General features: G+C 60.1%; 19 protein-coding genes, 1 tRNA gene and 2 pseudogenes. 10 read left to right on the forward strand and 12 right to left on the reverse strand.

Annotation, left to right across the window (positions count from 1 at the left end):
• Positions 1–18 precede the first annotated feature (18 nt).
• The 5 genes from M1B35_RS14515 to M1B35_RS14535 form a co-directional block, all read right to left on the reverse strand.
• Positions 19–1,041: an ABC transporter permease gene (locus M1B35_RS14515; protein ID WP_123334249.1), complete on the reverse strand. Its 1,023-nt coding sequence runs from the start codon at positions 1,039–1,041 to the stop codon at positions 19–21.
• Positions 1,041–2,105 (reverse strand): microcin C ABC transporter permease YejB, encoded by a 1,065-nt coding sequence (locus tag M1B35_RS14520; RefSeq protein WP_123334247.1) that lies wholly within the window; start codon positions 2,103–2,105, stop codon positions 1,041–1,043. Before M1B35_RS14520 ends, M1B35_RS14515 begins: the two co-directional genes overlap by 1 nt.
• Positions 2,105–3,973, reverse strand: a complete 1,869-nt coding sequence (locus tag M1B35_RS14525) for an extracellular solute-binding protein (RefSeq protein ID WP_268262309.1) — start codon at positions 3,971–3,973, stop codon at positions 2,105–2,107. The genes M1B35_RS14520 and M1B35_RS14525 overlap by 1 nt, the downstream gene beginning before the upstream one ends.
• 135 nt (positions 3,974–4,108) lie before the next feature.
• Positions 4,109–4,390 carry a peptidylprolyl isomerase gene (locus M1B35_RS14530; protein WP_123334243.1) on the reverse strand — a complete coding sequence of 94 codons (282 nt, stop codon included), beginning with the start codon at positions 4,388–4,390 and terminating at the stop codon, positions 4,109–4,111.
• A 294-nt stretch (positions 4,391–4,684) separates the two neighbouring features.
• Positions 4,685–5,776 (reverse strand): 3-deoxy-7-phosphoheptulonate synthase, encoded by a 1,092-nt coding sequence (locus M1B35_RS14535; protein WP_268262310.1) that lies wholly within the window; start codon positions 5,774–5,776, stop codon positions 4,685–4,687.
• A gap of 640 nt (positions 5,777–6,416) precedes the next feature.
• Between M1B35_RS14535 and M1B35_RS14540 the strand changes: the two genes are divergently transcribed.
• The 7 genes and pseudogenes from M1B35_RS14540 to M1B35_RS14570 form a co-directional block, all read left to right on the forward strand.
• The gene (locus M1B35_RS14540; protein ID WP_268262311.1) at positions 6,417–7,175 is read left to right on the forward strand and encodes a carbon-nitrogen hydrolase family protein; all 759 of its coding nucleotides are present in this window, start codon (positions 6,417–6,419) and stop codon (positions 7,173–7,175) included.
• Positions 7,172–7,606 (forward strand): GNAT family N-acetyltransferase, encoded by a 435-nt coding sequence (locus M1B35_RS14545; protein ID WP_268262312.1) that lies wholly within the window; start codon positions 7,172–7,174, stop codon positions 7,604–7,606. The genes M1B35_RS14540 and M1B35_RS14545 overlap by 4 nt, the downstream gene beginning before the upstream one ends.
• Before the next feature lie 149 nt (positions 7,607–7,755).
• Positions 7,756–8,397 carry a response regulator transcription factor GacA gene (gacA, locus tag M1B35_RS14550; RefSeq protein WP_011061841.1) on the forward strand — a complete coding sequence of 214 codons (642 nt, stop codon included), beginning with the start codon at positions 7,756–7,758 and terminating at the stop codon, positions 8,395–8,397.
• A gap of 1 nt (position 8,398) precedes the next feature.
• Positions 8,399–10,221: pseudogene (gene uvrC, locus M1B35_RS14555) on the forward strand (excinuclease ABC subunit UvrC).
• A 32-nt stretch (positions 10,222–10,253) separates the two neighbouring features.
• Positions 10,254–10,814, forward strand: a complete 561-nt coding sequence (gene pgsA, locus M1B35_RS14560) for a CDP-diacylglycerol--glycerol-3-phosphate 3-phosphatidyltransferase (RefSeq protein ID WP_123334234.1) — start codon at positions 10,254–10,256, stop codon at positions 10,812–10,814.
• Between the two features lie 63 nt (positions 10,815–10,877).
• Positions 10,878–10,953: transfer RNA gene (locus M1B35_RS14565), tRNA-Gly, on the forward strand.
• 222 nt (positions 10,954–11,175) lie between these two features.
• Positions 11,176–12,144 (forward strand): annotated as a pseudogene (locus M1B35_RS14570) (tyrosine-type recombinase/integrase); the annotation flags it as partial.
• Positions 12,145–12,218: 74 nt separating this feature from the next.
• Here the strand turns inward: M1B35_RS14570 and M1B35_RS14575 are convergent.
• The 4 genes from M1B35_RS14575 to M1B35_RS14590 form a co-directional block, all read right to left on the reverse strand.
• Positions 12,219–12,647: a DUF2628 domain-containing protein gene (locus tag M1B35_RS14575; RefSeq protein WP_123334232.1), complete on the reverse strand. Its 429-nt coding sequence runs from the start codon at positions 12,645–12,647 to the stop codon at positions 12,219–12,221.
• Between the two features lie 496 nt (positions 12,648–13,143).
• Positions 13,144–16,074, reverse strand: coding sequence for a DUF4132 domain-containing protein (locus M1B35_RS14580; protein ID WP_268262313.1), 2,931 nt, complete (start codon positions 16,072–16,074; stop codon positions 13,144–13,146).
• A 30-nt stretch (positions 16,075–16,104) separates the two neighbouring features.
• Positions 16,105–16,545: a hypothetical protein gene (locus tag M1B35_RS14585; RefSeq protein WP_268262314.1), complete on the reverse strand. Its 441-nt coding sequence runs from the start codon at positions 16,543–16,545 to the stop codon at positions 16,105–16,107.
• Between the two features lie 102 nt (positions 16,546–16,647).
• Positions 16,648–17,685 carry a LacI family DNA-binding transcriptional regulator gene (locus M1B35_RS14590; protein WP_123334226.1) on the reverse strand — a complete coding sequence of 346 codons (1,038 nt, stop codon included), beginning with the start codon at positions 17,683–17,685 and terminating at the stop codon, positions 16,648–16,650.
• Positions 17,686–17,895: 210 nt separating this feature from the next.
• Here M1B35_RS14590 and M1B35_RS14595 point away from each other — a divergent pair, with 210 nt between their 5' ends.
• Both M1B35_RS14595 and M1B35_RS14600 read left to right on the forward strand, forming a co-directional pair.
• A complete protein-coding gene (locus M1B35_RS14595) occupies positions 17,896–19,227 on the forward strand; it encodes an MFS transporter (protein WP_123334224.1) in 1,332 nt (443 codons plus the stop codon).
• Positions 19,228–19,240: 13 nt separating this feature from the next.
• Positions 19,241–20,611: an amidase gene (locus M1B35_RS14600; RefSeq protein ID WP_268262315.1), complete on the forward strand. Its 1,371-nt coding sequence runs from the start codon at positions 19,241–19,243 to the stop codon at positions 20,609–20,611.
• 470 nt (positions 20,612–21,081) lie between these two features.
• Here M1B35_RS14600 and M1B35_RS14605 read toward each other — a convergent pair whose 3' ends face one another.
• The 3 genes from M1B35_RS14605 to M1B35_RS14615 form a co-directional block, all read right to left on the reverse strand.
• Positions 21,082–21,303: a transcriptional regulator gene (locus tag M1B35_RS14605; protein ID WP_259740407.1), complete on the reverse strand. Its 222-nt coding sequence runs from the start codon at positions 21,301–21,303 to the stop codon at positions 21,082–21,084.
• Between the two features lie 17 nt (positions 21,304–21,320).
• Positions 21,321–22,739 carry an amino acid permease gene (locus tag M1B35_RS14610; protein WP_123334218.1) on the reverse strand — a complete coding sequence of 473 codons (1,419 nt, stop codon included), beginning with the start codon at positions 22,737–22,739 and terminating at the stop codon, positions 21,321–21,323.
• A 365-nt stretch (positions 22,740–23,104) separates the two neighbouring features.
• Positions 23,105–23,527: an Lrp/AsnC family transcriptional regulator gene (locus tag M1B35_RS14615; RefSeq protein WP_123334216.1), complete on the reverse strand. Its 423-nt coding sequence runs from the start codon at positions 23,525–23,527 to the stop codon at positions 23,105–23,107.
• A 185-nt stretch (positions 23,528–23,712) separates the two neighbouring features.
• Here M1B35_RS14615 and M1B35_RS14620 point away from each other — a divergent pair, with 185 nt between their 5' ends.
• A complete protein-coding gene (locus M1B35_RS14620; RefSeq protein WP_123334214.1) occupies positions 23,713–24,765 on the forward strand; it encodes an ornithine cyclodeaminase in 1,053 nt (350 codons plus the stop codon).
• The last annotated feature ends 20 nt before the right edge of the window (positions 24,766–24,785 follow it).

Consider the following 24,785-nt stretch of genomic DNA (forward strand, 5'->3'; position numbering starts at 1 on the left):
GAAGAACAAAATCGTGGATCAAGATCGGGGATCAAACGCATCGCGCAACGCCTCGCCGATAAACACCAGCAGCGAGAGGATCAGCGCCAGGGTGAAAAAGGCGGTCAAGCCCAGCCACGGCGCCTGCAGGTTCTGCTTGCCCTGGGCAATCAGCTCGCCCAGTGACGCGCTGCCGGCGGGCATGCCGAAGCCGAGGAAATCCAGGGCGGTGAGGGTGGAGATGGCGCCGGTGAGGATGAACGGCAGATAGCTCAGCGTGGCGTTCATCGCATTGGGCAGGATGTGCCGCAGGATCACCTTGCGGTCGCTCAGGCCCAGGGCCCGGGCTGCCTTGACGTACTCCAGGTTGCGCCCGCGCAGGAACTCGGCGCGTACCACGTCCACCAGGGCCAGCCAGGAGAACAGCGCCATGATCCCTAGCAGCCACCAGAAGTTCGGCTCGACGAACCCGGAGAGGATGATCAGCAGGTACAGCACCGGCAGCCCGGACCACACCTCCAGCAAGCGCTGGCCCAGCAGGTCGACCCAGCCACCGTAGTAGCCTTGCAAGGCGCCGGCGGCGATGCCGATCAGGGCGCTGATGGCAGTCAGGGCGAGGGCGAACAGGATCGACACGCGGGCACCGTAGATCACCCGTGCGGCCACGTCCCGGGACTGATCGTCGGTGCCCAGCCAGTTCTCCGCGCTGGGCGGGCTGGGGGCGGGGCGGGTCAGGTCATAGTTGGGGGTGTCTTCACTGAAGGCAATCGGCGGGAACAGCAGCCAGCCGCCGTCCTGGCGAATCAGTTGTTGCACGTAGCTGCTGCGATAGTCGGCCTGGAACGGCAACTGGCCGCCGAACTCCTGCTCGGTGTGACGCTTGAAGGCCGGGAAATACAACGAGCCTTGATAGCTGACCACCAGAGGCTTGTCGTTGGCGATCAGTTCGCCGCCCAGGGTCAGGATAAACAGGCCGATAAACAGCCACAGCGACCACCAGCCGCGGCGGTTTTTCTTGAAACGGTCGAAGCGCCGACGCGCCAGAGGAGAGAGCTTGAGCATCAGGCGTTCCTCGCGGCGAAGTCGATGCGCGGGTCGACCAGGGTGTAGCACAGGTCGCCGATGAGTTTTATCAGCAGGCCGAACAAGGTGAAGATAAACAGCGAGCCGAACACCACCGGATAATCCCGGGACACCGCGGCTTCATAGCTCATGCGGCCCAGGCCATCGAGGGAGAAAATCACCTCGATCAACAGCGAACCGGCGAAGAACACACTGATAAAGGCCTGGGGTATCCCCGAGACCACCAGCAGCATGGCGTTGCGGAACACGTGGCCATAGAGCACTCGGCGCTCGCTCAGGCCCTTGGCCCGGGCGGTGACCACGTACTGGCGGGTGATTTCGTTGAGGAAGGAGTTTTTGGTGAGGATGGTCAGGGTGGCGAAGCCGCCGATCACCAGCGACGTCACCGGCAGCACCAGGTGCCAGAAGTAGTCGGCGACCTTGCCCAGGGTGCTGAGTTGTTCGAAGTTCTCCGACACCAACCCGCGCACCGGGAACCAGTTGAGCGAGGTGCCGCCGGCAAACAGCACGATCAGGAACATGGCGAACAGGAACGCGGGCATGGCGTAGCCGATGATGATCGCGGTGCTGCTCCAGATGTCGAAATGGCTGCCGTGGTGCACCGCCTTGCGAATCCCCAGGGGGATCGACACCAGGTAGGTGATCAGGGTCGCCCAGAGCCCGAGGGAAATGGTCACCGGCATTTTTTCCAGGATCAGGTCGGTGACCGTGGCGCCGCGAAAGAAGCTCTGGCCGAAGTCCAGCTGGGCGTAACTCTTGAGCATCAGCCACAGGCGTTCGTGGGCCGGCTTGTCGAAACCGTACTGTTTCTCGATGTCCTTAATCAGCTTCGGGTCCAGGCCGCGGCTGGCTCGCGAGCCGCCACTGCTGACGCCGTCGCCGGAGCCCCCGACGCTGGGGCCGCCACCAATGCCTTGCAGGTGTGCGATGGCTTGCTCCACCGGGCCGCCGGGGGCGGCCTGGACGATGACGAAGTTCACCAGAAGGATGATCAGCAGCGTGGGAATGATCAGCAGCAGTCGCCGCAGGATATAAGCCAGCATCAGTGGCGCCCTCCGGGTTTGCCGCGACGGATCAGTTCGGCGGCCATTTCTTCGTTGGTCAGCGGCTTGCTGCTGACTTCCCACCAGCTTTCGATGGCTTCGTCATTGCTGGCCGCAACAGCTGGCCGGCCGAAGCGGTTCCACCACACCGTGGAGGTGCCCGGCGGGTAGTAGTTGGGGATCCAGTAGTAGTTCCATTGCAGCACCCGGTCCAGGGCGTGGGCGTAGCGCAGCATCTGCGCCTGGCTGGTGGCCTTGACCAAGCCCTGTACCAGGCTGTCCACCGCCGGGTTCTTGAGCACCATGTAGTTGTTGGAACCGGCGTCGTTGGCCGATGCCGAGCCGAAGTAGTTGTCCAGCTCCATGCCTGGCGAGGTGCTGACCGGGTAGCCGGTGACGATCATGTCGTAGTCCCGGGCCATCAGGCGGTTGACGTACTGCGAGGAGTCGATGCGGCGGATGTTGAGGGTGATGCCGATCTGCGCCAGGTTGCGTTTATAGGGCAGCAGCAAGCGTTCGATGGAGCTTTGGGTGATCAGGAAGGTGAAGCTCAGGGGCTCGCCCTGGGCATTGACCAACACGTCGCCCTCGGGCTTCCAGCCGGCTTGCTCCAGCAGCGCCAGGGCTTGCAGTTGCTTGTCGCGGATCACGCCGCTGCCGTCGGTCTTCGGCGCCTCGAACACCTGGGTGAAGACTTCATCGGGAATCTGCCCGCGCAAGGGTTCGAGGATTTTCAGTTCTTCGGCGTCCGGCAAGGCCCTGGCGGCCAGCGCGGTGTTGGAGAAGACGCTCTGCTGGCGGATGTACATGTCGCGCATCATCTGCCGGTTGCTCCATTCGAAGTCCCAGAGCATGGCCAGGGCCTGGCGCACTCGGCGGTCCTGGAACATCGGCCGGTCGAGGTTGAACACATAGCCCTGGGCCGGTTGCGGCGCGGACTTGGCCAGGTGGGCTTTTTGCAGGCGGCCGTCGTCGAGGGCCGGGCTGTTGTAGAGGATGGAGTAGCCGGTGGCGGAGAACTCGCGGTTGTAGTCGAAGGCACCGCCGCGCAGCACTTGCCGGGCCACGTCGATGTCGCCGAAGTACTCCACGCTGAAACGGTCGAAGTTGTACAGGCCGCGGCTCACGGGCAGGTCCTTGCCCCACCAGTCGGCGTCGCGGGTGAAGGTGATGCTGTTGCCCGAGTCCACCTTGCTGACCTTGTAGGGGCCGCTGCCCAGGGGTGCTTCATAGCCCCCGCCGCCAGCGAAGTCGCGACTCTTCCACCAGTGTTCGGGGAACACCGGCAGGGTCGCGACATCCAGGGGCAGGGTGCGGTTTTCATTGCTTTTGAAGTCGAAGCGGATCACCCGTGGCGACTCCACTTCGACACCTTTGACATCGGCAAACTGGGTGCGGTAGCGCAGGCTGCCCTGGGTCATCAGCAGGTTGTAGCTGTAGCGCACGTCTTCGGCGGTGATCGGCGTGTTGTCGGCGAAACGCGCCTTGGGGTTGAGGTAGAAACGCAGCCACAGGCCGTCGTCGGCGCGCTCCATCTTTTCAGCCACCAGGCCGTAGACCGTGTAGGGCTCATCCAGGGAGCGCTGGGCCAGGGGCGAATAGAGCATGCCGTCGAGCTGGGAGACGCCGATGCCTTTGTCGATATAAGGCAGCACATGGTCGAAGCGGCCAATCTCCAGGGCGGCGCGGCGCATGATCCCGCCTTTCGGGGCCTGGGGGTTGGCGTAGGCGAAGTGGCTGAAGCCGGCGGGGTATTTGGCCGGTTCGCCGTAGACGGTCAGGGCGTGTTGCGGGGCTGCCTGGGCGGCGGTGGCGCTGAGCAGCAGGCTCAGGGCGCCGACAATCAATGTAGGGAAAAGCAAGCGCATGGTCAGCCTTAAGAGCCGGGTGATCGATGACCACGATTTGTACGCTAGCCGCGTGTGGCAGGCCAGCGCTTCCGCTGTCGCAAACACAACGGCCCACCAAAAGGCGGGCCGTCGGCTGAATCAATCGCGACAGGATCAGTCCTGACGGCTGGTCACTTCCAGCAGGTGATAACCGAACTGGGTTTTCACTGGGCCTTGCACGACGTTGACCGGGGCGCTGAAGACCACGGTGTCGAATTCCTTGACCATCTGGCCTGGGCCGAAGGAACCCAGGTTGCCGCCGTCACGGCTGGACGGGCAGGTGGAGTTCTTTTTCGCAACGTCGCCAAAGTCGGCGCCGGCTTCGATTTCGGCTTTGAGTTCGTTGCACTTGGCTTCGCTGGCAACCAGGATGTGACGGGCAGTGGCTTTGGCCATGGGGAGTTGCTCCTTTCAAGAAAGTGCTGAGACTACCGGATTCAGGTGGCTATTTCTTGCCAAAGTTCCTTCAAGTCATTGCCGCCGAGCATTTTTTTGGCCGCTGGCTTGCTGGCGATGGGGCCCTTGGATCAGGTGGTGATCTTGGCGGCGCCATCGCTGGTGAGCCAGCTCCTACATGGGGGATAGGGCGATATTTTTGTAGGAGCCGGCTTGCCGGCGATGGGGCCTTGGATCAGGTGGTGATCTTGGCGGCGCTATCGCTGGCGAGCCAGCTCCTACATGGGGCGGTGGTCAGGCGGGGATTGGCTGGTGAAGCCGGCTGCGTTGCAACTGTTGCGCGGCATTGCGCAGCAAGTGCTCGGTGGCGTCCCAGCCCAGACAGCCATCGGTGATCGATACGCCGTAACGCATGGAAGCACTCAGCGGTTGGCAGCCTTCGAACAGATGGCTTTCGAGCATCACCGCCACCAGCGAACGGTCGCCTTGCAGGCGCTGCTCCAGCACGTCGTTGAACACCGCCGGTTGGCGCAATGGGTCCTTGCCGCTGTTGGCGTGGCTGCAGTCGACCATGATCCGCGCCGGGATCGACAGCTTGTGCAGGTCGCGCTGGACCTGGGCCACGCTCTGGCGGTCGTAGTTCGGCCCACGATGGCCGCCACGTAGCACCAAGTGAGTGTCCGGGTTGCCTGGGGTCTGGATGATCGCCGGGTGGCCCTGGCTGTCGACGCCGAAGTGGCGGTGCGGGTGAGCCGCCGAACGCATGGCATCACAGGCGATGGCTACGCCGCCGTCGGTGCCGTTCTTGAAGCCCACGGGCATGTCCAGGCCGCTGGCCATTTCCCGGTGGATCTGCGATTCGGTGGTGCGCGCACCAATCGCCACCCAGCTCAGCAGGTCATCGAAGTAACCCGCGGCCATGGGTTGCAGCAGCTCGGTAGCGATCGGCAGGCCGAGGCGCAGCATCTCGCGCATCAGCTCCCGGGACAGGGTCAGGCCACCGGCCATGTCGTCACTGCCATCCAGGTGCGGGTCGTAGGCCAGGCCTTTCCAACCGACGGTGGTGCGCGGTTTTTCCACGTAGGCGCGCATCACCAACAGCAGGTCGTCGCTGAGCTCGGTGCTCAGTTCGGCCAGCTTGGCAGCGTATTCCAGGGTAGATTGCGGATCATGGATGGAGCAAGGGCCAACGACCACCAGCAGACGGGAGTCGACACCGTCGAGGATGGCGCGCACCGCTTGGCGATGGGCGGCTACTTGCTGGGCCAGTGCGGTGGACAGCGGCAGCTGTTGCTTGAGTTGCAATGAGCTGGGCAGACGCAGGCTCAGGGCTTCATTGGCAGAAGACAGGGTGGACAGCGGCAGAGCGGAGACGGACGAGTTCATGTTCAAGGCTTCCTGGGCTGGCGGCGGGTGGCTCCCCGCGCGCGGCCCTACTGGGGTGTTCGACAATTGGCCGGGTTGGCTTCGAGTGATGGCTTGCCACCTGTGGGTGACCGATCGGAGGCGGCAGGCTGTCCCGAGCGGAGGCTGCTAAATCGCCAGGCGTAGGCTGTGTCGTTGCGGTAATAAGTGGTGTTCATGTGATCAATCCTCAGTGAGTTCGGTGTGTTGCTTGAAAAACGTTAAGCCCTAAAAAACAAAACCCCCGGTCGGGAAGCCGACCGGGGGTGAGAAGTTCTCTGGTGGGCGACCCGTGAAAGTGGGCGCCGGTTTGGGTATCAGGCGCGCCAATGGCTAAACCAATACCCAAAATAAACGTTCACTGGAGCGCTGTTGCCATTTGCCCAGGCAGCCGCGACCGAGCGCAGGGCGCTGGCGGTGTGGCGATGCAGGGAAAGGGTGCGGGGCAACATGCTGTTTCTCCGTGAAAGTGGGCCGAGCTTACTAGAGGCAGGGGCGGCGATTCAATGGGTAATTTCTATCATGTGACTAAGGTCTGGCTATGGGTGGACGCCGGGTCAGCGAGCGCGATTTTTTATGCGACACTCGCCGCCTTGCGCCAATCCCTCCCGCAGGAAGCCCCATGACACCATTGACTCTCGCTGCCGCCCAGTGCATTTCCATCGCCGGTGACCTGCCGGGCAATATCGCCCGGCACCTCGAATTCATGCGGGTCGCGGCAGGGCAGGGTGTGCAGTTGCTGGTGTTTCCCGAGCTGTCATTGACGGGCTATGAACCCGGTTTGGCAGCGAGCTTGGCCTTGTCGCCCGAGGCGACGCTGCTGCAACCGCTGCGGGACCTGGCCCGGGAGCTGGGGTTGACGGCGGTGGTGGGGCTGCCGATTCGCCTGCAGGCTGATGCCGGAGTGTTGATCGGGGCCTTGGTGTTGGGCGCCGATGGCTGTTTGCAGCTCTATAGCAAGCAGCATCTGCACAGCGGCGAGGAGGTATTTTTTACCCCGGGCCTGGGCGGTTCGCCCCTGCAGTTCGACGAGCATCGCATCGCCCTTGCGGTTTGTGCTGACTTCGCCCAGGCCAGCCATGCCCAGGCCGCTGCGGATGCAGGTGCCGGTGTCTACGCGGCGGGGGTGTTGATCAGTGAGCAGGGTTACGCCGCAGACAGTGCTGTGCTGCAGGGTTATGCCCGGCAGTACGGGATGCGGGTGCTGATGGCCAACCATGGTGGCCCTACCGGCGGTTGGGTATCGGCGGGGCGCAGTGCGGTCTGGGGCGAAGACGGCGAGCTGATTGCCGCGTCCTCGGGTGTCGGTGATCAACTGGTGATTGCCCGCTACCGGGCCGGCGTCTGGCACGGACAGGTGCTGACCGTGGAGCATTCATGAGCGGGTTTGACTGGCGCCCAGCGGGTGAGGCCGACCTGGTGTTCGCCCGTGATCTGGCGCGTTCGAACCTGCTGGCTTATTACATTCGGCATGATTTGCTGTGGCAGGACGAGGCCTTCGATGTGGCCTGGGCCGGTCGGAAAAACCTAATGATTTGCGATTCGTCCGGGGTACTGGGCTTTGTCAGCCTGAGTCGCGACCTGCGGGCGCTGTACATCCGCGAGTTGCATGTGCTTGAAGCCTGGCGCGGGCAAGGGGCGGGTGCCTGGGCCATCGAACAGGTATTGGGCATGGCGCGCGCGGAGCAGCGTCGCCTGCTGCGCCTCACCGTATTCAACGACAACCCGGCTCGTCGCCTCTATGAGCGGATGGGCCTGGCGGTGGTGGGGCAGGACGAGTGCTTCCTGATGATGGAGCGCCCGAGCCTCTAGCAGGGGCCGGGGCCTTATTGAGGCTGATGCGACCTGTTATTGCTTATCTCCGGCGGTTGGCTTTTATATAGCGCTTGCGATTAGTTTGTACGTCGCTTTTTTGCTAAGGTGTCCGACAACCTATAAAGACCATATCGCGAGGTGTCTGCTTGATTAGGGTGCTAGTAGTCGATGATCACGATCTCGTTCGTACAGGCATTACACGAATGCTGGCTGACATCGATGGCCTGCAAGTAGTCGGACAGGCCGAGTCGGGAGAGGAATCCCTGCTCAAGGCGCGGGAGTTGAAACCCGATGTGGTTCTCATGGACGTCAAGATGCCCGGGATTGGCGGTCTTGAAGCCACGCGCAAATTATTGCGCAGTCATCCAGATATCAAAGTCGTTGCTGTGACCGTCTGCGAAGAAGATCCATTCCCCACCCGGCTGCTGCAAGCCGGTGCGGCCGGCTATCTGACCAAAGGCGCAGGGCTCAATGAAATGGTTCAGGCCATTCGTTTGGTCTTTGCCGGACAGCGCTACATCAGTCCGCAAATTGCCCAGCAGTTGGTGTTCAAGTCCTTCCAGCCATCCAGTGATTCGCCCTTTGATGCGTTGTCGGAGCGGGAGATTCAAATCGCCCTGATGATCGTTGGCTGCCAGAAGGTGCAGATCATTTCCGACAAGTTGTGTTTGTCGCCGAAAACCGTGAATACCTACCGTTATCGAATTTTCGAGAAGCTCTCGATCAGCAGTGACGTCGAACTGACGTTGCTGGCGGTTCGTCACGGCATGGTCGATGCCAGCCTCTGAAATGACCGACCTGTTTGATCCCAGTGCTTTTCTCTCTACCTGCAGTGGCCGTCCTGGCGTGTATCGCATGTTCGACAGCGATGCGCGCCTGCTCTATGTGGGTAAAGCCAAGAATCTGAAAAACCGTCTGGCGAGTTACTTCCGCAAGACCGGCCAGGCGCCGAAGACCGCTGCCCTAGTGGCGCGCATCGCCCAGATCGAAACAACCATCACCGCCAACGAAACCGAAGCGCTGCTGTTGGAGCAGACGCTGATCAAGGAGTGGCGCCCGCCGTACAACATCCTGCTGCGTGACGATAAGTCCTATCCCTATGTGTTTCTGTCGGATGGGGCCTTTCCGCGTTTCAGCATTCATCGTGGGGCCAAGAAGCAGAAGGGCAAGTACTTCGGTCCTTACCCGAGCGCCGGCGCCATTCGTGAAAGCCTCAGCTTGCTGCAGAAGACCTTTATGGTCCGTCAGTGTGAGGACAGTTATTACAAGAACCGCACCCGACCGTGCCTGCAGTATCAGATCAAGCGCTGCAAGGCACCCTGTGTCGGCCTAGTGGAACCTGAGGTGTATGCCGAGGACGTGCGCCACTCGGTGATGTTTCTCGAGGGGCGCAGCAATGCCCTGACCGACGAACTCTCCAGCGGCATGGAGGCCGCGGCCAGCACCCTGGATTTCGAACGGGCTGCGGAACTGCGCGACCAGATCTCCCTGCTGCGCCGGGTCCAGGACCAGCAAAGCATGGAAGGCGGGACCGGCGACGTGGATGTGGTCGCGGCGTTCGTCAACCCGGGCGGCGCCTGTGTGCACCTGATCAGCGTGCGCGGTGGGCGGGTGTTGGGCAGCAAGAACTTCTTCCCTCAGGTGGGTATCGAGGAAGAGGTGGCGCAAGTCATGTCGGCGTTCCTTGGCCAGTATTTTGTCAGCAGCCCCGAGCGCGACCTGCCCAGCGAATTGATCGTCAACGTGGTCAATGACGACTTCCCGACCCTGATTGCGGCAATCCACGAACTGCGTGGTCGCGAGCTGAGCATCAGCCATCGGGTGCGCGGCACTCGGGCGCGGTGGCAGCAGCTGGCGGTGACCAATGCCGAACAGGCGCTGAACGCTCGGCTGGCCAATCGGCAGCATGTGGCTGCGCGCTTCGACGCCTTGGCCGAAGTGCTGAACCTGGACGAGCCACCGCAGCGCCTGGAGTGCTACGACATCAGCCACTCCAGCGGCGAGGCAACGGTCGCGTCCTGCGTGGTGTTCGGCCCGGAAGGGCCGATCAAATCCGACTACCGTCGCTACAACATCGAAGGCGTGACCGCCGGTGATGACTACGCGGCGATGCACCAGGCACTGACCCGACGCTTCAGCAAGCTCAAGGACGGAGAAGGCAAACTGCCGGATATCCTCCTGGTGGACGGCGGCAAGGGCCAGTTGTCCATGGCCCGTGATGTGCTCAATGAACTGGCGGTGCCGGACCTGATCCTGCTTGGCGTGGCCAAGGGCGCAACGCGCAAGGCGGGGTTCGAAACCCTGTACCTCAACGACGCTGCCCATGAATTCACCCTGAAGGGCGATTCGCCAGCGCTGCATTTGATCCAACAGATTCGCGACGAAGCTCACCGTTTTGCCATCACCGGCCACCGCGCCCGGCGCGGCAAGACCCGGCGCACCTCGACCCTGGAAGGGGTGGCGGGGGTCGGTCCAAAGCGTCTCGCGACCTTCTTAAACATTTTGGTGGATTGCAGGAGCTGTCTCGTGCAAGCATCGAAGAGATCGCCAAAGCACCGGGGATCAGTAAAAAGCTTGCTGAGTTGATTTATGCAAACCTGCACAGCGAGTAGAATGCCACCTCACCTCGTAGCCAGTTGTGCCGATGAATATCCCTAATCTGATCACCGTTCTACGCGTCCTGCTTATCCCGATTTTCATATTGCTGTTTTACCTGCCCTATAGCTGGAGCTATATGGCCGCCAGTTCGGTGTTTGCCTTTGCGGCTGCCACCGACTGGCTGGACGGGTACCTGGCACGCCGCCTGGAGCAAAGCACCCCGTTCGGGGCCTTCCTCGATCCGGTGGCTGACAAGCTGATGGTGGCGGTGGCCCTGGTCCTGCTGGTGCAGGAACACGGCAACCTGTGGCTGACCCTGCCGGCGGCGGTGATCATCGGTCGTGAAATCGTCGTCTCGGCGTTGCGCGAATGGATGGCCGAACTGGGCGCCCGCGCACAGGTGGCGGTCTCCAACATGGGCAAATGGAAAACCGCCGCGCAGATGCTGGCGCTGGTGATCCTGCTGGCCAACCCATCCGATTTCAGCTTCTGGGTGCTGGTAGGTTATGCCTTGCTGTTGGTTGCAGCCGGCCTGACCTTGTGGTCCATGCTCCAGTACCTGCGGGCTGCCTGGCCCCACCTGAAGACCGATACGGAAAAGAAATAAAACTTTTTTGAATCAAGGGGTTGACGGCGGTTCTGAATTCTATAGAATGCGCACCACCAAGACGCGGGAATAGCTCAGTTGGTAGAGCACGACCTTGCCAAGGTCGGGGTCGCGAGTTCGAGTCTCGTTTCCCGCTCCAAATATTGCGCTGCAGAGTTCCACTGAATTTTGTAAGTGATTGAAATAAGGGCCTTTAGGCCCTTTTTTCGTTCCAGCGGGAACCACTGAAATCCAGCACTATCCGGTGCGTTTAAGTCCAGAATTGAGTCCAGGATTCTGACGAGCACTGAATCGGTTTAATGCTGGAGCAGTTTGTGTAGCGAGATGAGCATCTGGCCCTGACTCTGTTCAGGAGCTCGCGATGGCACTCTCAGAAATGACAGTTCGGCATGCCCGAATCACCGGTAATGACTACACCCTCGGCGACAGTGATGGTCTCACGCTCAATGTGACGGCCAGAGGCGGAAAAGTCTGGCTCTTCCGTTATTACTGGGCGGGCAAACAGAAGCGCATGTCCCTCGGTAGTTACCCCCAAATTGGGCTTAAAGAAGCCCGTACCCGTCGTGATGAAGCCCGTACCTTGGTTGCCCAAGGCATCAATCCCGATGAGCACCGTAAACAACAGCGACTTGCTGTTCATGTTGCGAAGGAGCACACCTTCGAGGCCGTGTTCAATCAGTGGGTAGAGTTCCGCAGGCTCAGCCTGAAGGAAGGACGTCAGAGCACGCTCTCGCAAATCTTGAGAATCTTCAGTAAAGACGTCCTGCCCATACTGGGTGGACGGCCTGTCTACGACATCAATCGTCACGATCTGCTGGATTTACTAAGCAGGATTGAACAGCGCAAGGCCTTAACGACCGCCGAAAAATGCCGGACCTGGTTCAACCAATTGTTCCGTTATGCGCTGGTTAAGATTGAGGGGCTGGAACACAACCCGGCTTCAGACCTTGATGTGGGCGCACTTCCCAAACCCCCTGTAGTGCACAATCCGTTTCTCCGAATGGGTGAGCTCCCATCATTGATGGCTGCTCTTCGAAACTACGGTGGCGCCAACTAAACTCGGCTTGGCCTTCGGTTGTTGTTGCTGACCGGTGTCCGCACGGGAGAATTGCGGTTGGCGACACCCGACCAGTTTGATCTGGAGAAGCGCTTGTGGGTCATACCGGCGGAAGTGGTGAAACAACTCCAGCTAGCGATGCGGAAGCCAGGTAAGCAGACCCAAAATGTACCGCCTTATATCGTGCCGTTGTCGGTTCAGGCGCTGGAGATCGTGCGTCACTTGCTGGACCAGGTTGTCCCTGCGCAACGCTACTTGTTTGCGCATCGAAGTGGAGGGCTCCGATCAATAAAAAAAACCCGCATCCTCATGATGAGGTGCGGGCTCTTGACTGGCTAAGTCTGTAATCAGAAACGCATGCCTTGGAACGGATTCCAGCTTTGTTCGCCTTTCACTTCTTTCAGGTAGTACGAGTAGTTGGTCATGAGCGCGTAAGTCATGGAGACAGCGACGTTCAGACCCGTGTTCAGCGGTTTAGGGAAGTCCATGCCCAAGAGCGCAAAGATGACACTCGCCACGACATTGATCGCAAGAATGATGCCCAGCATGGCCAGGTTTTTCTTCCAGAGACCCAAGACGAATAGATAAATAGGCCCGAAGAAGAACGCAATCACGTTGGCGTTAATGAGCATTTTTTTCTTGAAGCCAGGCAGCGTCTTGATTGCGGCCTTGTATCGTGGGTCGCTCGGCGAGCCATAAGTGTCAAAAAATTTGAAGCGTTCCTGCCACTTGGCGCTGTGTTTGCCGGTGCTTTGTACTTGTTCATTAGTGCTCATTTTGCGTTTCCTGATATTCCATAATGTAATCTTTCTTTTTCCATTTTTTTGTGCATCTGGTTCTTTTTGTTTTTAGGGCGGTGATTCTAACGTATTGCTGAGCGGAACTGAGTCGTTCTGCGTTTCGTAGGCACCTCTTTGCCTTAAGCAGTGGTGGATGCTGGAAAACTCTTCCTCGGTGGGTGTGCTCTCGGGAGTCATGAGATTGCTTGTCGTCCGATCGGCTGTGGGTCGAATCAAATCTCATAGTCCGAAGCCACGCCTTCTTGGTCCTTGATACACTTCAAAAACAAGTCCAGAATTGAGTCTTTTCCTGCTTCGGCAAGAAAATAAACCCCTTAGATTTCAATGGGTCGGACGCTAGATGCGAGTCTCGTTTCCCGCTCCAAACATAGCGCTGCATAGTTCAATTGAAATATGCAGCGATCGCAAAAAGGACCTTCGGGTCCTTTTTACGTTTCTGCCTAAATCACGCTTTCCAGCGCGCAAGCCAATATCAGCCACCGCGCTGTATCTGCTCCAGTATCAGGCTGTCGGTGATGTTCAGGTCGTCCAGCAGCAGGAACATCTTGCTCAGCACCTCGGCCATCTTCTGGTCGGTGTCGGCGAACGGCAGGTAGAGCTCCGTGAAGCTCCTGCTTGCGGGCACGATGCACAGGTAGTTGCCGGGTTCGATATGGATGGCTGCGCTGCCCAGGTGAATGCGGTAGTTGGCACGCTGGCCGGTAATGTGCAAAAAATGCCCTTCACATCGTACGTTTCGTAACCCTAAGCCCTGAATCAACTCGTCGACCAGTTCGGCGCGTCGTTGCAGGGTTTCGTTGCTGGTGCTGTACCCGTCTGCGGCGTGGGCCACGGAGACCAGCAGGTCGGCGTCCCGCATGACTTCCGAGAACAGCAGCGGCGGCACTTGCTCAAGGGGTATGGCTTTCTGGTCGCGGTAGAAGGCAATGGTGTCGAAGGTAAAGTGTTCTGTTTCCGAGAGGTAATGGCCGGTGTCCAGAAAGTTGAACAGGGCGTAAATGCCGTGTTCTTTGCTTTCGTAATAGATGTCCTCGACGCTTGAGGTCGACCAGTTGCGGACCTGCAACAAGCGGGCGGCTACTTTGCTTTTCAGGCGGTGGCCGGCAAAACGGTTGGACCACAGGCCGGTGTCTCGCTCGGCCGGTGTCAGCAGGTACAGCTCGCGGAAAGCTTGTTTGAACGGCTGCACGCGGCGATGGCTCACCACTTCTTTCTGCCAGGCCGACAGTTGTCCTGCCGTGAACAGATGAAATGGGTGAGCAATACGCAGGTTCTTTTTCGCCACGTGTTGGCGGCCTTCAAGGTCTGTCACTGTCAGCGTTGCGGCATCGAGCCAGCCCAGCGTCGCGTCGTCGGCCTGCACGATCAGTTGTTCCAGCAGCAGGCGCACTGCGGGCATTTTCAACAGCGGCTTCAGTTCGTCCAGCGTCAGGGTTTCGCCGCTGCTCATCATCGCTTCCAGGGTGCGGCAGAAGCGTGCGATCTGTTCCTTGAGTTGGGTCTGCTGGGTTTTGAGGGCGACAAAATCTGGGCTTTTGCGAATTGCAGGTGGCGCGGTTTTGAGGGGCTTTCCGGCTTTGCTGATGTGCAACGTGGGCGACAAGCCGTCGATGACCAGCGTGACGTCATAGCCATCGATGGTGGCGGCCGTCAGGGCGGATTCGGCGATCTCCGATTCCATGGCCCATTCCAGGCGCATCGCCGAGGGGTAACCGGCGACACGCGCCAGGTTTGCCAGCCCTGCCTGCACCGCTGCGTGGGAGTTGGCCTGTCGTTCAGCGCCGTATTTGCGCACCTCTTTGTGCAGTTTCTTCAGCGTCAGATAGCGCTGGCGTACGTCGTCCGAATCCGTGACGGGCAGTACGCCATAGATGCGCATTGCCGCCTGTGCGTGGCGGGTCAATTTCTTTTCCAACGCCGGTCGACCGATGCCCTGGTAGGCGTCGAGCAGCACACGCGTCTCGGGAAACGCCCAGTGCGAGGGTTCGAGTGCCGCGAGGTACTCGCGCAGGTGGTCGGGGTCGGCCTCGGCCAGCGCCTTGTCCAGCAGGTAGCGGTCCACCACGCCCACGCTTTCATCCAGCGTATTGGGCAGGTCGGTGCCCCAGCCGGACTGAGGTGCCAGGGCAATGTTCAGGTACTCGCGCTGGAAGGCTTGCAGATCACTCCAGCCGAGCGCGTCGAGCACCACTCGGCTGGCTTGTCCGGCGTAGGGCAGGGCGGTCAGCAGGGTATTTCTGGAAAAACCTCTCAGTGCCGCCAGTAGCTCTGCCGATTGGTCTTTGGGCAATTCCTGAAGCAACAGGAAGCGTTCGAGCACCGCTGCCGTATCCCCGAAGCGGTCGAAGAAGTTGTCTGGCGTCATGCCCAGTCGTTCGATGACTGCCAGGGCCTGCAACAACCAGCGGGTCTGATAGACCTCGACCGAACGGAAGGTGTCGGCCAGCTTCTCGGCGTTATCGGGCAACCCAGCCAGGGCGTCCTCGACATAACGTGCGGTGAAGTTCGCCAGTTCAGGGGGCACTGCAGCGTCTTCTTCAGTGAGGGCGTCATCACTCTGGGACGATTCATCATCGACGCCTTGGTCTTCCGGTGCCTCGTCGTTTGCATCGTCCTCGTCGAAGGCGTCCTCGGCGTACCGATTCAGGTCCACGTCATCGCTGTCCAACCCGGTGTCGTCTGAATGGAACATCATGGCGCGGCCCCAGGTATTGGCCGCCCGGACGAAGCGAGGGTAATCGAGGCGGCCCGCTTCCAGCAGGCCCAGCGCGATGCGCTCGATTTCCTTGTGCGCGTAAATGTAGGCATCGGCGACTTTCCGTCGTTCTCCGTCATGCAGCGAAGAGGGCTGCTCGCGGTTCCAGCTGCCGTCCAGCAGCCATTCGGCAAAGGTCTGCCAGGCCGGGGTGGGCGGGTAATGGCTCAGGCGATTAATGCAGTCCTGCACGTCAGGGAAGGCCCAGGCCTGGTCTGGGCTTCTGCGGTAGTAGGCCGGGCCATCGTCGTCAGTGGGCAATGGATAGTCACTGTCCTCGAAGGCAAATTGCAGCATGTGCTGCAGCCGCGCGCAGATCTGCTCCAGTGCATAGGCGTCCGGGTGAGCGGTGATCCACGCGTCGCAGAGTTGATATTGTAGGCCATAGCGCCGTTGATCGCGGTGGTCTTCCAGGTCGTCCCAAACGGTCGGGAACACAAAACCATCAGCCAGTGCCTTGGCTCCGTCCTCGGGATGCTGCCTGACCCAGTCATCGGCGATGCGCAGGAGCTCGGAGTCGTCCCAGACATCGAGCTCGGACTCTTCATCTCGGTCGGGCTCGCGATAGGCATCCAGCGCGCTATCACAGAATGCGCGCAGCGCAGCGAGGCGTGTGGCTTGTTCGGGCACAGGACGGCGTGATTGCATGAGGGGATCCGAGGAAGTGAACGACGAGGGTCAACCGCCAATCAGCGGCACCAGGCGGATAAACGCGAGCGTGGAGGGGGGGCTTAACTCGATTGACTCATCGAGCCGTTGCAGCATGACGCCGTTGTGCAGAACGCGGAACGCCCGGGTTTCAAAACCCTTCAAGGCCCGCTCGACCTCAACGCCGACATCGAGGTCTGGAGGCGTGATGGCCTGCGGCATGACCACCGCGCCTTGACGGGCTTGTTGAAGAACGTCCCGCTCGCTCAGGTATTGGCGGTCGAGCACTTCACGCACCGACAGGTGTTCCAGCCAATGCTGGACCGACAGCGCGGCGATCTGTTCGGCAACGGTCAGGCGAATGAGCTCGGCGACCGTCAAGGTCAATGAGGTGGGTGTGAGGGTGACAGGGGGCAGCAAAGGCTCTTGGCGCGCGCCTTTCAGGCAGTAGCTATGAACCACGAGTTCCATGACGCATTCCTTGCAAGCCAGGCCCGCCGGGCGGATGGGGCCTTAGCATATCCCTGTCTGCAACAAACTGCATCGCGTTGTGCGCTCGGGCGAAGTCGCCCTTCAGGCCGTGCGATGCAACAGCGAGGAGCTCGCTCGCACCTGCAATTGCGGGGCGAGGATGATCGACTCGGCGGGCTCGCCCTTGATGCGCTTGTGCAGCAACTCCACCGCATGCAGGCCCATCTGCGCCAGTGGGAGGCGCACGCTGGTCAGTGGCACGAACAGTTCTTTGGCCAGCGGGATGTCGTTGAAACCCACCACGGCAATGTCCTTGCCCGGCTCCAAACCCTTGTCACGCGCCGCGCCCATCAGGCCGATGGCCAGGAAGTCGTTGACCGCGAAAAACGCCTGTGGGGCCGGGGTGAGCCCCAGCAGGTACTCGCCTTGCTTGTGCCCGGTGAGGCTGTCAAAAGGGCCATTGAGGATCCACTCCGGGCGCAGGGTGATGCCTTGCTCACGGTAATAACGGATGAACCCACGGGTACGGTCTGCCCCGGTGGAGGCGTGCCGTTCGCCTGCCAATATCGCCACCTCGCGGCAGCCCTGTTGGTACAGGTGTTCGGCCGCCAGCCAGCCGCCCGTTTCGTCGTCGCTGCCCGCCGTCAAGTGCCCGGCAATCTGGCGGCTGACGAGGACGTAGGGAATGTGTTTGCGTTTAAGCAGGTCAAGCAGTGGCTGGGTCTCACCCACGTGGGAGTCACCCACGATCAGGCCGGCCACCGAGCGGCGCAAGGCGTGCTCGGCACGGGCCATTTGCCGCACCTGTTGGTCGTCGGTGTTGGAGACGAACGTGAGATAGCCCGCTTGCTCGGCCGCGCTGTCGATGCTGTCGTAAATGGTCGCCATCACTAGGTCGGTGAGGCGCGGCATGAGCACGCAGATTTCCTGGCTTTTACGCAATTTCAGGTTGGATGCCTGCGTGTTTGGCCGGTAATCCAGTTCTTTGGCCAGCGCACGAATACGTGCCACCACTTCGGTCGAAGCCGCTCTTTCGACCCCCGCCGGGTCGCCGTTGAGCACCCGAGACACCGTCGAGACGTGTACCCCGAGCGCGGTCGCCATGGACTTCAGTGTGGCGGGACGAGATTGATTCGGCATGTCTGAGAGGCTTCCAACCGTCTGTTTTCTTGCGCGCGATTCTATCCCAATCGATGCGCCAGCCCTCGAAATAAAACTTTACCCAAACGATTGACTAACACTTTTTCAGTCTCTACATTTCGACAACCCAAACGTTTGGGTAAAACAATAAAAATACGCCGGACGCGGCCGATTTTTTGACTTCTGCCATCATTTGAAGAGTCAGATCCTATGAACAGTCCCGCTATCCCGCGTTTCCGCTACCAGATTTTCTTCCTGATCATGCTCATGGCGTTGCTCAACTACATTGACCGCGGCGCGATTTCCTATGCCTCGGCGAGCATTCTTCCGGAGTACGGCTTCGACAAGGCTGACTGGGGCAATGTCTTGGGCTTCTTCGGTTACGGCTACATCCTCGGGGCGCTGATCGGCGGCATCCTGGCCGATCGTTTTGGCGCCAAGCGCATCTGGCTGATTGCCGGTGGCACCTGGTCGATCTTCGAGATCGCCACCGCCTTTGCAGGCGACCTGGGGCTCGCATTCATGGGGGGCTCGGCCATGGCCGGTTTCGCCACCATTCGTGTTTTGTTTGGTTTTGCCGAAGGCCCGGCCTATTCGGTGATCAACAAGAGCGTCGCCAACTGGGCCACGCCCAAGGAGCGCGGCTTCGTGGTTTCCGTCGGCTTGCTGAGCACACCGCTCGGGGCACTGCTGACGGCACCGGTGGCGGTGGGCCTGCAAACCCTGACCGGCGACTGGCGCAGCATGTTCGTGGTACTGGGCGTGGTCAGCCTGGCACTGCTGATTTTCTTTATGACGCGCTTCACCAACACCCCTGATGAGAACCCGCGGATGTCCAAGGCCGAGCGTGAGTTCCTGCGGCAGGAGCGTGCAGCGGCAACTTACGCTTCACCCCCTGGCAGCAGCGTTACGCCGGTGTGGCATTTCTTCAAGAACAAGGACCTGTTGCTCAACGCGGTCGGTTACTTCTCGTTCGTGTACGTGACGTTCCTGTTGCTCACTTGGACGCCCAAATACCTGCAGGACGAGTTTCACTACAACCTGTCGTCGCTGTGGTACATGGGCATGATCCCGTGGACCGGCGCCTGCTTCACCGTGTTGCTGGGCGGCAAGATATCCGACCTGCTGCTACGCCGCACCGGCAACCTGAAGGTGGCGCGCAGCTGGCTGGCCGCAACCTGCCTGCTGTTGACCACGCTGTGTTTTATCCTGGTTTCGCAAGCCCAGACCGTCTGGGGTGTGATTGCCCTGATGACCGTGGCCAACGCCCTCAATGCACTGCCGAACTCCGTTTACTGGGCTGTGGTGATCGACACTGCGCCGTCCAACCGAGTCGGCGCCTACAGCGGCATGACGCACTTCATTGCCAATACCGCTTCGTTTATCGCGCCGATGCTGACCGGCTACCTGACTGTGCGCTACGGCTACTCGTCGATGTTCGTAGCGGCGGCGGTGGCCACTGCGCTGGGCATGAGCGCGATGCTGATGGTGCGTCCCGGCAGTCGCAACGTTGCCCTTTCCCCTACACCCGCAGTGGTTTGATGGAGTTGTTTGTATGAGCCTGGCGAAGCCTACCCACGCGGGTTATTTTTTCGGTCAATCGGTCATTGAATTGGCCCAGCGCCTTCGCGCGGGCAGCCTGACCAGTGTCGAGCTGACGCAGGCCGCCCTGGATAGCATCGAGCGCCTGAATCCGGTCCTGAATACCTTCGTTTGCGTCGATGCGCCTGTGGCGCTGGCCCAGGCGCGCAAGGCCGATGAGTTGTTCGATCAGGGCCTGGACCTGGGGCCGTTGCACGGTATTCCCGTGGCGGTCAAAGACAACATCGATACGTTCGATTACGTCACCACGTACGGTTCGGCGCACTTCGCAGGCTTCCAACCCGAACACGATGCCTTGTGTGTGAAGCGTTTGCGTGAGGCGGGCGCGGTGATAGTCGGCAAGACCTTGACCCATGAATTCGCCTACGGGCCTACGGGCGATCGCTCACTGCAGGGCGCTGCGCGCAACCCTTGGGACGCCCGTTGCATCACCGGCGGCTCCAGCGCCGGCAGTGCCGCGGCGGTCGCCAGCGGCATGGTCCCCTTGGCGCTGGGCACCGATACCGGCGGGTCGATCCGTATTCCTTCGGCCCTGTGTGGCGCGGTCGGTTTCAAGCCGTCGTTTGCATGCGTGCCGATCGAGGGTGTATTCCCGCTGGCGTCGAGCCTCGACCACGTGGGCCCGATCGCCAACCACGTCGAGGATGCGCGCCTGTTGTTTGAGGTCATCGCCGGGCGGACGTGTGCGCCGTTGGCCAACCCCCGACCGTTGCGGGTGGGCTGGATCACTTCCGGTAGCTTCGGCCCGGTAGACGTGGAAGTGGATCGCCAGGTGTACCAGGCGGCGCAACAGCTGTTTGGCGAAGGCCTGCAACAGGTCGACGAGCTGCAACACCTGTCGGCCGAGATGAAAGAGACCCTGCTGATGCTGCAGCGCGCCGAGGCCTACGACGTACACGCCGAGCGCATGCAGCATGCACCGCATAAGTTCGAGGACGAGGTGCGCGAGCGCCTCGAGTTGTCGCGTGAAGTCAGGGGTTGGCAATACATCCGCGCACAGTCCAGCCAGGCACGGCTCAAGGCCGCAATGGCGCAGGTGTTCGAGCGCTATGACGTTTTGGTCTCGCCCAGTGTGCCGATCACTGCGACAGCGGTGGATGCGCGTGAGGTCAGGGTCGGTGAGCAGGACATTGATGTGCGCGCTGCCGTGCTCAGCCACACCAGTGCCTGGAACCTCATCGGGTTACCTGCGATCAGCCTGCCAGTGGGGCAGGTGAGGGGGATGCCAGTGGGCCTGCAGGTGATTGGCGCGGCGGGAGACGATGATCGTCTGTTGCAGCTGATGGCGCAGCGATTCATACGGGAGCAGTGGGCGGGCGAGTGATGTGATCAGCACAAGGCCGCTCTGGCGCCTGTGTCTGTTCTTGCCCGCATCTGCTGTGAATTCAGCTGTCGTGTGCAGATTTTTACCTGGCGGAGTCGTGACCGGGCCTGATAACAGCCGGGTCTGCTGTTAGAGCAAGGGGAGCATAACCGCCCTTGCTTTCCCTCCCTCAAAGACGGCCATGAACATGACAGTACCAACATCGAGACCCTCAACAGCAAGACGGTGAACAATGCCTGTGCTGATTTGGAACGCCAGACGGTGCGTTTGCAGCAATGGGTGGGCAGCTTTCGGATCTGACTCATGTCTTGGGGGCGCGGTCGCCCATCCAGACCTGGGGCAGCAGGATTTTACTGAACCTGGCAGCGATCAAAAAAAGGACCTTCGGGTCCTTTTTTCGTTTCTGTGCAAACCCCTGTAATCCAGCACTGCATGCAGTGCTTGGGGGGTAAATGACTCGCTCGAGAAATCTACAGCTTCTGCCGATTGAGGGGGCGGTTATCGGCGTCGATCTCCCCCTCGTTCAGCAGCTCTGATGCGCTTGAGCCGTGTTCGACCCGGTGTAGCCAATACAGCACGGCCTTCTTCATGAACCAATGCGGTGTTCGATCCAGAGAGGCAGCGGCCTGCTTGATCCTCTTTCTGGTTGAAGGGTCGAGCTTGATGCCTGACGTCGATGAGCTCACTCGCATCTTCCTTTCTCAACATCTCAAGAGGCTGTGGTGGCGGCCGGGTACACCGTCGCTTTCGCATTGTGGCGATAGGCAAGCAGCAAGCCGATGTACCAGATGGGCATCACGTACAGGGCGGTGCGGGTATCCGGCTCCAGTGCGAGAAGGCAGAGGACGAACATCAGGAACGCCAGGGAAATACCTGCCGTGAACCTGCCACCGGGGAGCTTGAAGGTCGAGCGCAGGTGAGCTTCGTGGTTGCTGCGGCGGTAGGCGAAGTACGACAGCAGGATCAACGACCAGGTGACGATAACCATGACAGCCGAAATCGTCGACACCAAGGTGAAGATCACCATGATGTCCGGGATGGCGAACAGCAGGGTCAGCGCAATCGCCATGCAAAGGCCCGAGAACACCAGTGCGCGGACCGGTGTGCCGGAGCCCGACAGGCGCCCGAAAGCCTGCGGTGCCTGTTTGTTGTGAGACAGGCCGTAGAGCATGCGGGAGCCCGAGTACACGCCGCTGTTGGCCGAGGAGGCTGCCGACGTCATCACCACGAAGTTGATCATCCCCGCGGCTGCCGGCAGGCCACCCAGCAGGAACAGCTCGACGAAGGGGCTGCGGTTTGCAGGCACGTTGGCCCAGGAGATCACGCTGATGATGCAGGCAAGCGCCGTGACGTAGAACAGCAGGATGCGCAGTGGGATGGTGTTGATGGCCTTGGGCAGCGTTTTCTCCGGGTTGTGGGCTTCAGCTGCGGCGGTGCCCAGAAGCTCGGTGCCAACGAACGAGAAGATGGCGATCTGGAAGCCGGCAAGGAAACCCAAGATGCCATGGGGCATCATGACGCCGGGCGCTACCAGGTGGCTGAAGGACGCGGTTACCCCGGCAGGGGACGTGTAGGACGTGGCCACCATCACCAGCCCGGTGACGACCAGGGCGACGATGGCGATGATTTTGATCAGGCCGAACCAGAACTCCACCTCACCGAAAGCCTTCACGGCCAGCATGTTGAGTGCCAGGAGCAGGAACATGGTGCTGAAGGCTGGAATCCATGTGGGGAGGTGTGGATACCAGTATTGAAGGAACCCCGCGACCACCACCACGTCACCGACGGCGACTACTACCCAACTGAGCCAGTACGACCAGGCCAGTATGAATCCTGCGCGTGGCCCGAGGTAATGGTGGACAAGCTCGGCGAACGAGCCCATTTCAAGGTTGGCGAGGAGCATTTCTCCCATCGCCCGCATGATGCAAAAGACGAAGAACCCAATAATCGCGTAGACCAGGATGATTGAGGATCCGGAGAGCGCAATCATCTTCCCTGACCCCATGAAGAGACCCGTGCCGATGGCGCCGCTGATCGCAATCAGCTGAATGTGACGATTTTCCAGCCGTCTTTTAAGTGTTCGTCCGTCGCCGTGAGTCGCGTCTTGCGAGTTGCAGGTTTGATGCATAACTGACCTCTTATTTTTTTTCTGAGAAAACCTCTCCCTCCTTCCTGATGAAAGGTGATTTATGTGGGCATAAGTAATGTTGCACCTCATAAAACGGAGGGTTTGGTTAATACGCAGACGAGAAAGCAAATTCCAGCGCAAGGGCCTGACCAAACTGTCAGGTGATTGAACTCTAGAGACGCGGTGTGCGTGTTGCCGTTGTTGGATCCTGCCCCGGTCGACTAGAAGTGCTCATTTTGCCAGCCCTAGTTGCCAACCGGAACGCTACAAAATGTTATGCGCGAAGGCCTGTCTTATCACTTTGCATAGTCTGTGTTGCATTTTGATAGGTCGCGCAAAGCAAGGTACGGGCGGCCCAATTCGGACTACATCTTGAAGGTCGACAGCAGGATGCTGGTTTCAGTGTTGTCGATGTACTGAATGGAGCGAATGGTGTTGAGCGCCTTGTCAAAGGCCTCCAGTGTTTCGGCCCGAAGCTCCGCCATCAGGTCCCATCGGCCGTTGGTGGTATGGATGGCGACTACGCTGGGATGCCCGCGTAGAGCGTGTTTGACCTCGGCGGCATGGTGGCCACTGATAGCAATGCTGGTGATTGCCCTGACCCCTCGCTCTATGGCATCGGACTGAAGGCGGATCGTGTAGCCCATGATGACGCCGCTCTCTTCGAGCTTAGTCAGGCGATTCTGCACAGTGGCCCGGGCGACCTTGAGCTTCTTGGCCAATGTCATAACAGGGGTGCGGGCATTGTCCCGCAGTAGAGCGATGAGTTCCCGATCAATGTTGTCCATGATGCGCGCGCTATCCAGATTGCTATTTTTAGTAGGCAAAGTGTCTAGAAAACTGCCAAATCTGGCAACCTGTACGCTTCATTTTGTATCGGTCTTTCATCAGAATTTTGCAGGTGGCAAGAACTCTTACTTGGCGCCCGCTCAGCACTACTTCAAGGCGGGCGCCCTTATTCAGGTGTTTAGCAATGACGCATTTCATCGACGTACCCACGATGTCTGACCTGGTTCATGACATTGGCGTAGTGCAGTTCTTGGGGGAGCTTTCCGAGGTTATTCGCGAAGACTTCAAGCGCTGGCCGGAGTTCGACAAGTCTGCGCGCGTGGCAAGCCACTCAGAGGTCGGGGTGATTGAGTTGATGCCCGTGGCGGATCACAACCAGTATGCGTTCAAGTATGTAAACGGCCATCCCTCCAACACCTTCAAAGACCTTCATACCGTGATGGCATTCGGGGTGCTGGCTGATGTCAACACGGGCTACCCCGTGCTGCTTTCTGAGCTGACGATTGCAACGGCCTTGCGTACCGCCGCCACCTCGCTGATGGCCGCCAAAGCACTGGCCCGTCCAGACGCTCGAAAAATGGCACTGATCGGCAACGGTGCGCAAAGTGAGTTTCAGGCCCTGGCCTTCCATAAGCACCTGGGCATTCAGGAGATCGTTGCGTACGACACCGATCCTCTCGCGACGTCGAAGCTGATCAGGAATCTCCAGGAATACCCCGAGCTCAAAATCACCCGTGCGCAGAGTGTTGCCGAAGCCGTACGAGGGGCGGACATCATCACCACCGTCACCGCAGACAAGGCCTACGCGACCATCATCACCCCCGAGATGCTTGAGCCGGGAATGCACCTGAACGCCGTCGGCGGTGACTGCCCGGGTAAAACCGAGCTCCATGCCGAGGTCCTGCGCCAATCCAGGGTCTTTGTGGAGTACGAGCCGCAGACCCGCATCGAAGGCGATATCCAGCAGCTTGAAGCCGACTCGCCTGTCATCGACCTGTGGCGTGTGCTCACGGGTGATCAGGAAGGTCGCCAGAGCGCAGAGCAGATCACCGTGTTCGACTCCGTGGGCTTCGCTCTTGAAGACTATTCGGTGCTGCGCTACGTGCTTCAGCAGGCTGAAAAACGTGGCGTGGGTACGAAGATCGATCTCGTTCCGTGGGTCGAGGACGACCCGAAAGACCTGTTCAGCCACACCCGTGGCCGCTCGGCGAAAAAACGCATCCGACGCGTTGCATAACTCTAAGATCAGCCCCCTAC

The sequence above is a fragment of the Pseudomonas morbosilactucae genome, assembly GCF_023241665.1.
GTDB lineage: Bacteria > Pseudomonadota > Gammaproteobacteria > Pseudomonadales > Pseudomonadaceae > Aquipseudomonas > Aquipseudomonas morbosilactucae.

Bases quoted from the DNA above. Each gene is read 5' to 3' on its own strand.
- M1B35_RS14515 (WP_123334249.1), bottom strand. From the start codon at position 1,041: ATGCTCAAGCTCTCTCCTCTGGCGCGTCGGCGCTTCGACCGTTTCAAG.
- M1B35_RS14520 (WP_123334247.1), bottom strand. From the start codon at position 2,105: ATGCTGGCTTATATCCTGCGGCGACTGCTGCTGATCATTCCCACGCTG.
- M1B35_RS14525 (WP_268262309.1), bottom strand. From the start codon at position 3,973: ATGCGCTTGCTTTTCCCTACATTGATTGTCGGCGCCCTGAGCCTGCTG.
- M1B35_RS14530 (WP_123334243.1), bottom strand. From the start codon at position 4,390: ATGGCCAAAGCCACTGCCCGTCACATCCTGGTTGCCAGCGAAGCCAAG.
- M1B35_RS14535 (WP_268262310.1), bottom strand. From the start codon at position 5,776: ATGAACTCGTCCGTCTCCGCTCTGCCGCTGTCCACCCTGTCTTCTGCC.
- M1B35_RS14540 (WP_268262311.1), top strand. From the start codon at position 6,417: ATGACACCATTGACTCTCGCTGCCGCCCAGTGCATTTCCATCGCCGGT.
- M1B35_RS14545 (WP_268262312.1), top strand. From the start codon at position 7,172: ATGAGCGGGTTTGACTGGCGCCCAGCGGGTGAGGCCGACCTGGTGTTC.
- pgsA (WP_123334234.1), top strand. From the start codon at position 10,254: ATGAATATCCCTAATCTGATCACCGTTCTACGCGTCCTGCTTATCCCG.
- M1B35_RS14575 (WP_123334232.1), bottom strand. From the start codon at position 12,647: ATGAGCACTAATGAACAAGTACAAAGCACCGGCAAACACAGCGCCAAG.
- M1B35_RS14580 (WP_268262313.1), bottom strand. From the start codon at position 16,074: ATGCAATCACGCCGTCCTGTGCCCGAACAAGCCACACGCCTCGCTGCG.
- M1B35_RS14585 (WP_268262314.1), bottom strand. From the start codon at position 16,545: ATGGAACTCGTGGTTCATAGCTACTGCCTGAAAGGCGCGCGCCAAGAG.
- M1B35_RS14590 (WP_123334226.1), bottom strand. From the start codon at position 17,685: ATGCCGAATCAATCTCGTCCCGCCACACTGAAGTCCATGGCGACCGCG.
- M1B35_RS14595 (WP_123334224.1), top strand. From the start codon at position 17,896: ATGAACAGTCCCGCTATCCCGCGTTTCCGCTACCAGATTTTCTTCCTG.
- M1B35_RS14600 (WP_268262315.1), top strand. From the start codon at position 19,241: ATGAGCCTGGCGAAGCCTACCCACGCGGGTTATTTTTTCGGTCAATCG.
- M1B35_RS14605 (WP_259740407.1), bottom strand. From the start codon at position 21,303: ATGCGAGTGAGCTCATCGACGTCAGGCATCAAGCTCGACCCTTCAACC.
- M1B35_RS14610 (WP_123334218.1), bottom strand. From the start codon at position 22,739: ATGCATCAAACCTGCAACTCGCAAGACGCGACTCACGGCGACGGACGA.
- M1B35_RS14615 (WP_123334216.1), bottom strand. From the start codon at position 23,527: ATGGACAACATTGATCGGGAACTCATCGCTCTACTGCGGGACAATGCC.
- M1B35_RS14620 (WP_123334214.1), top strand. From the start codon at position 23,713: ATGACGCATTTCATCGACGTACCCACGATGTCTGACCTGGTTCATGAC.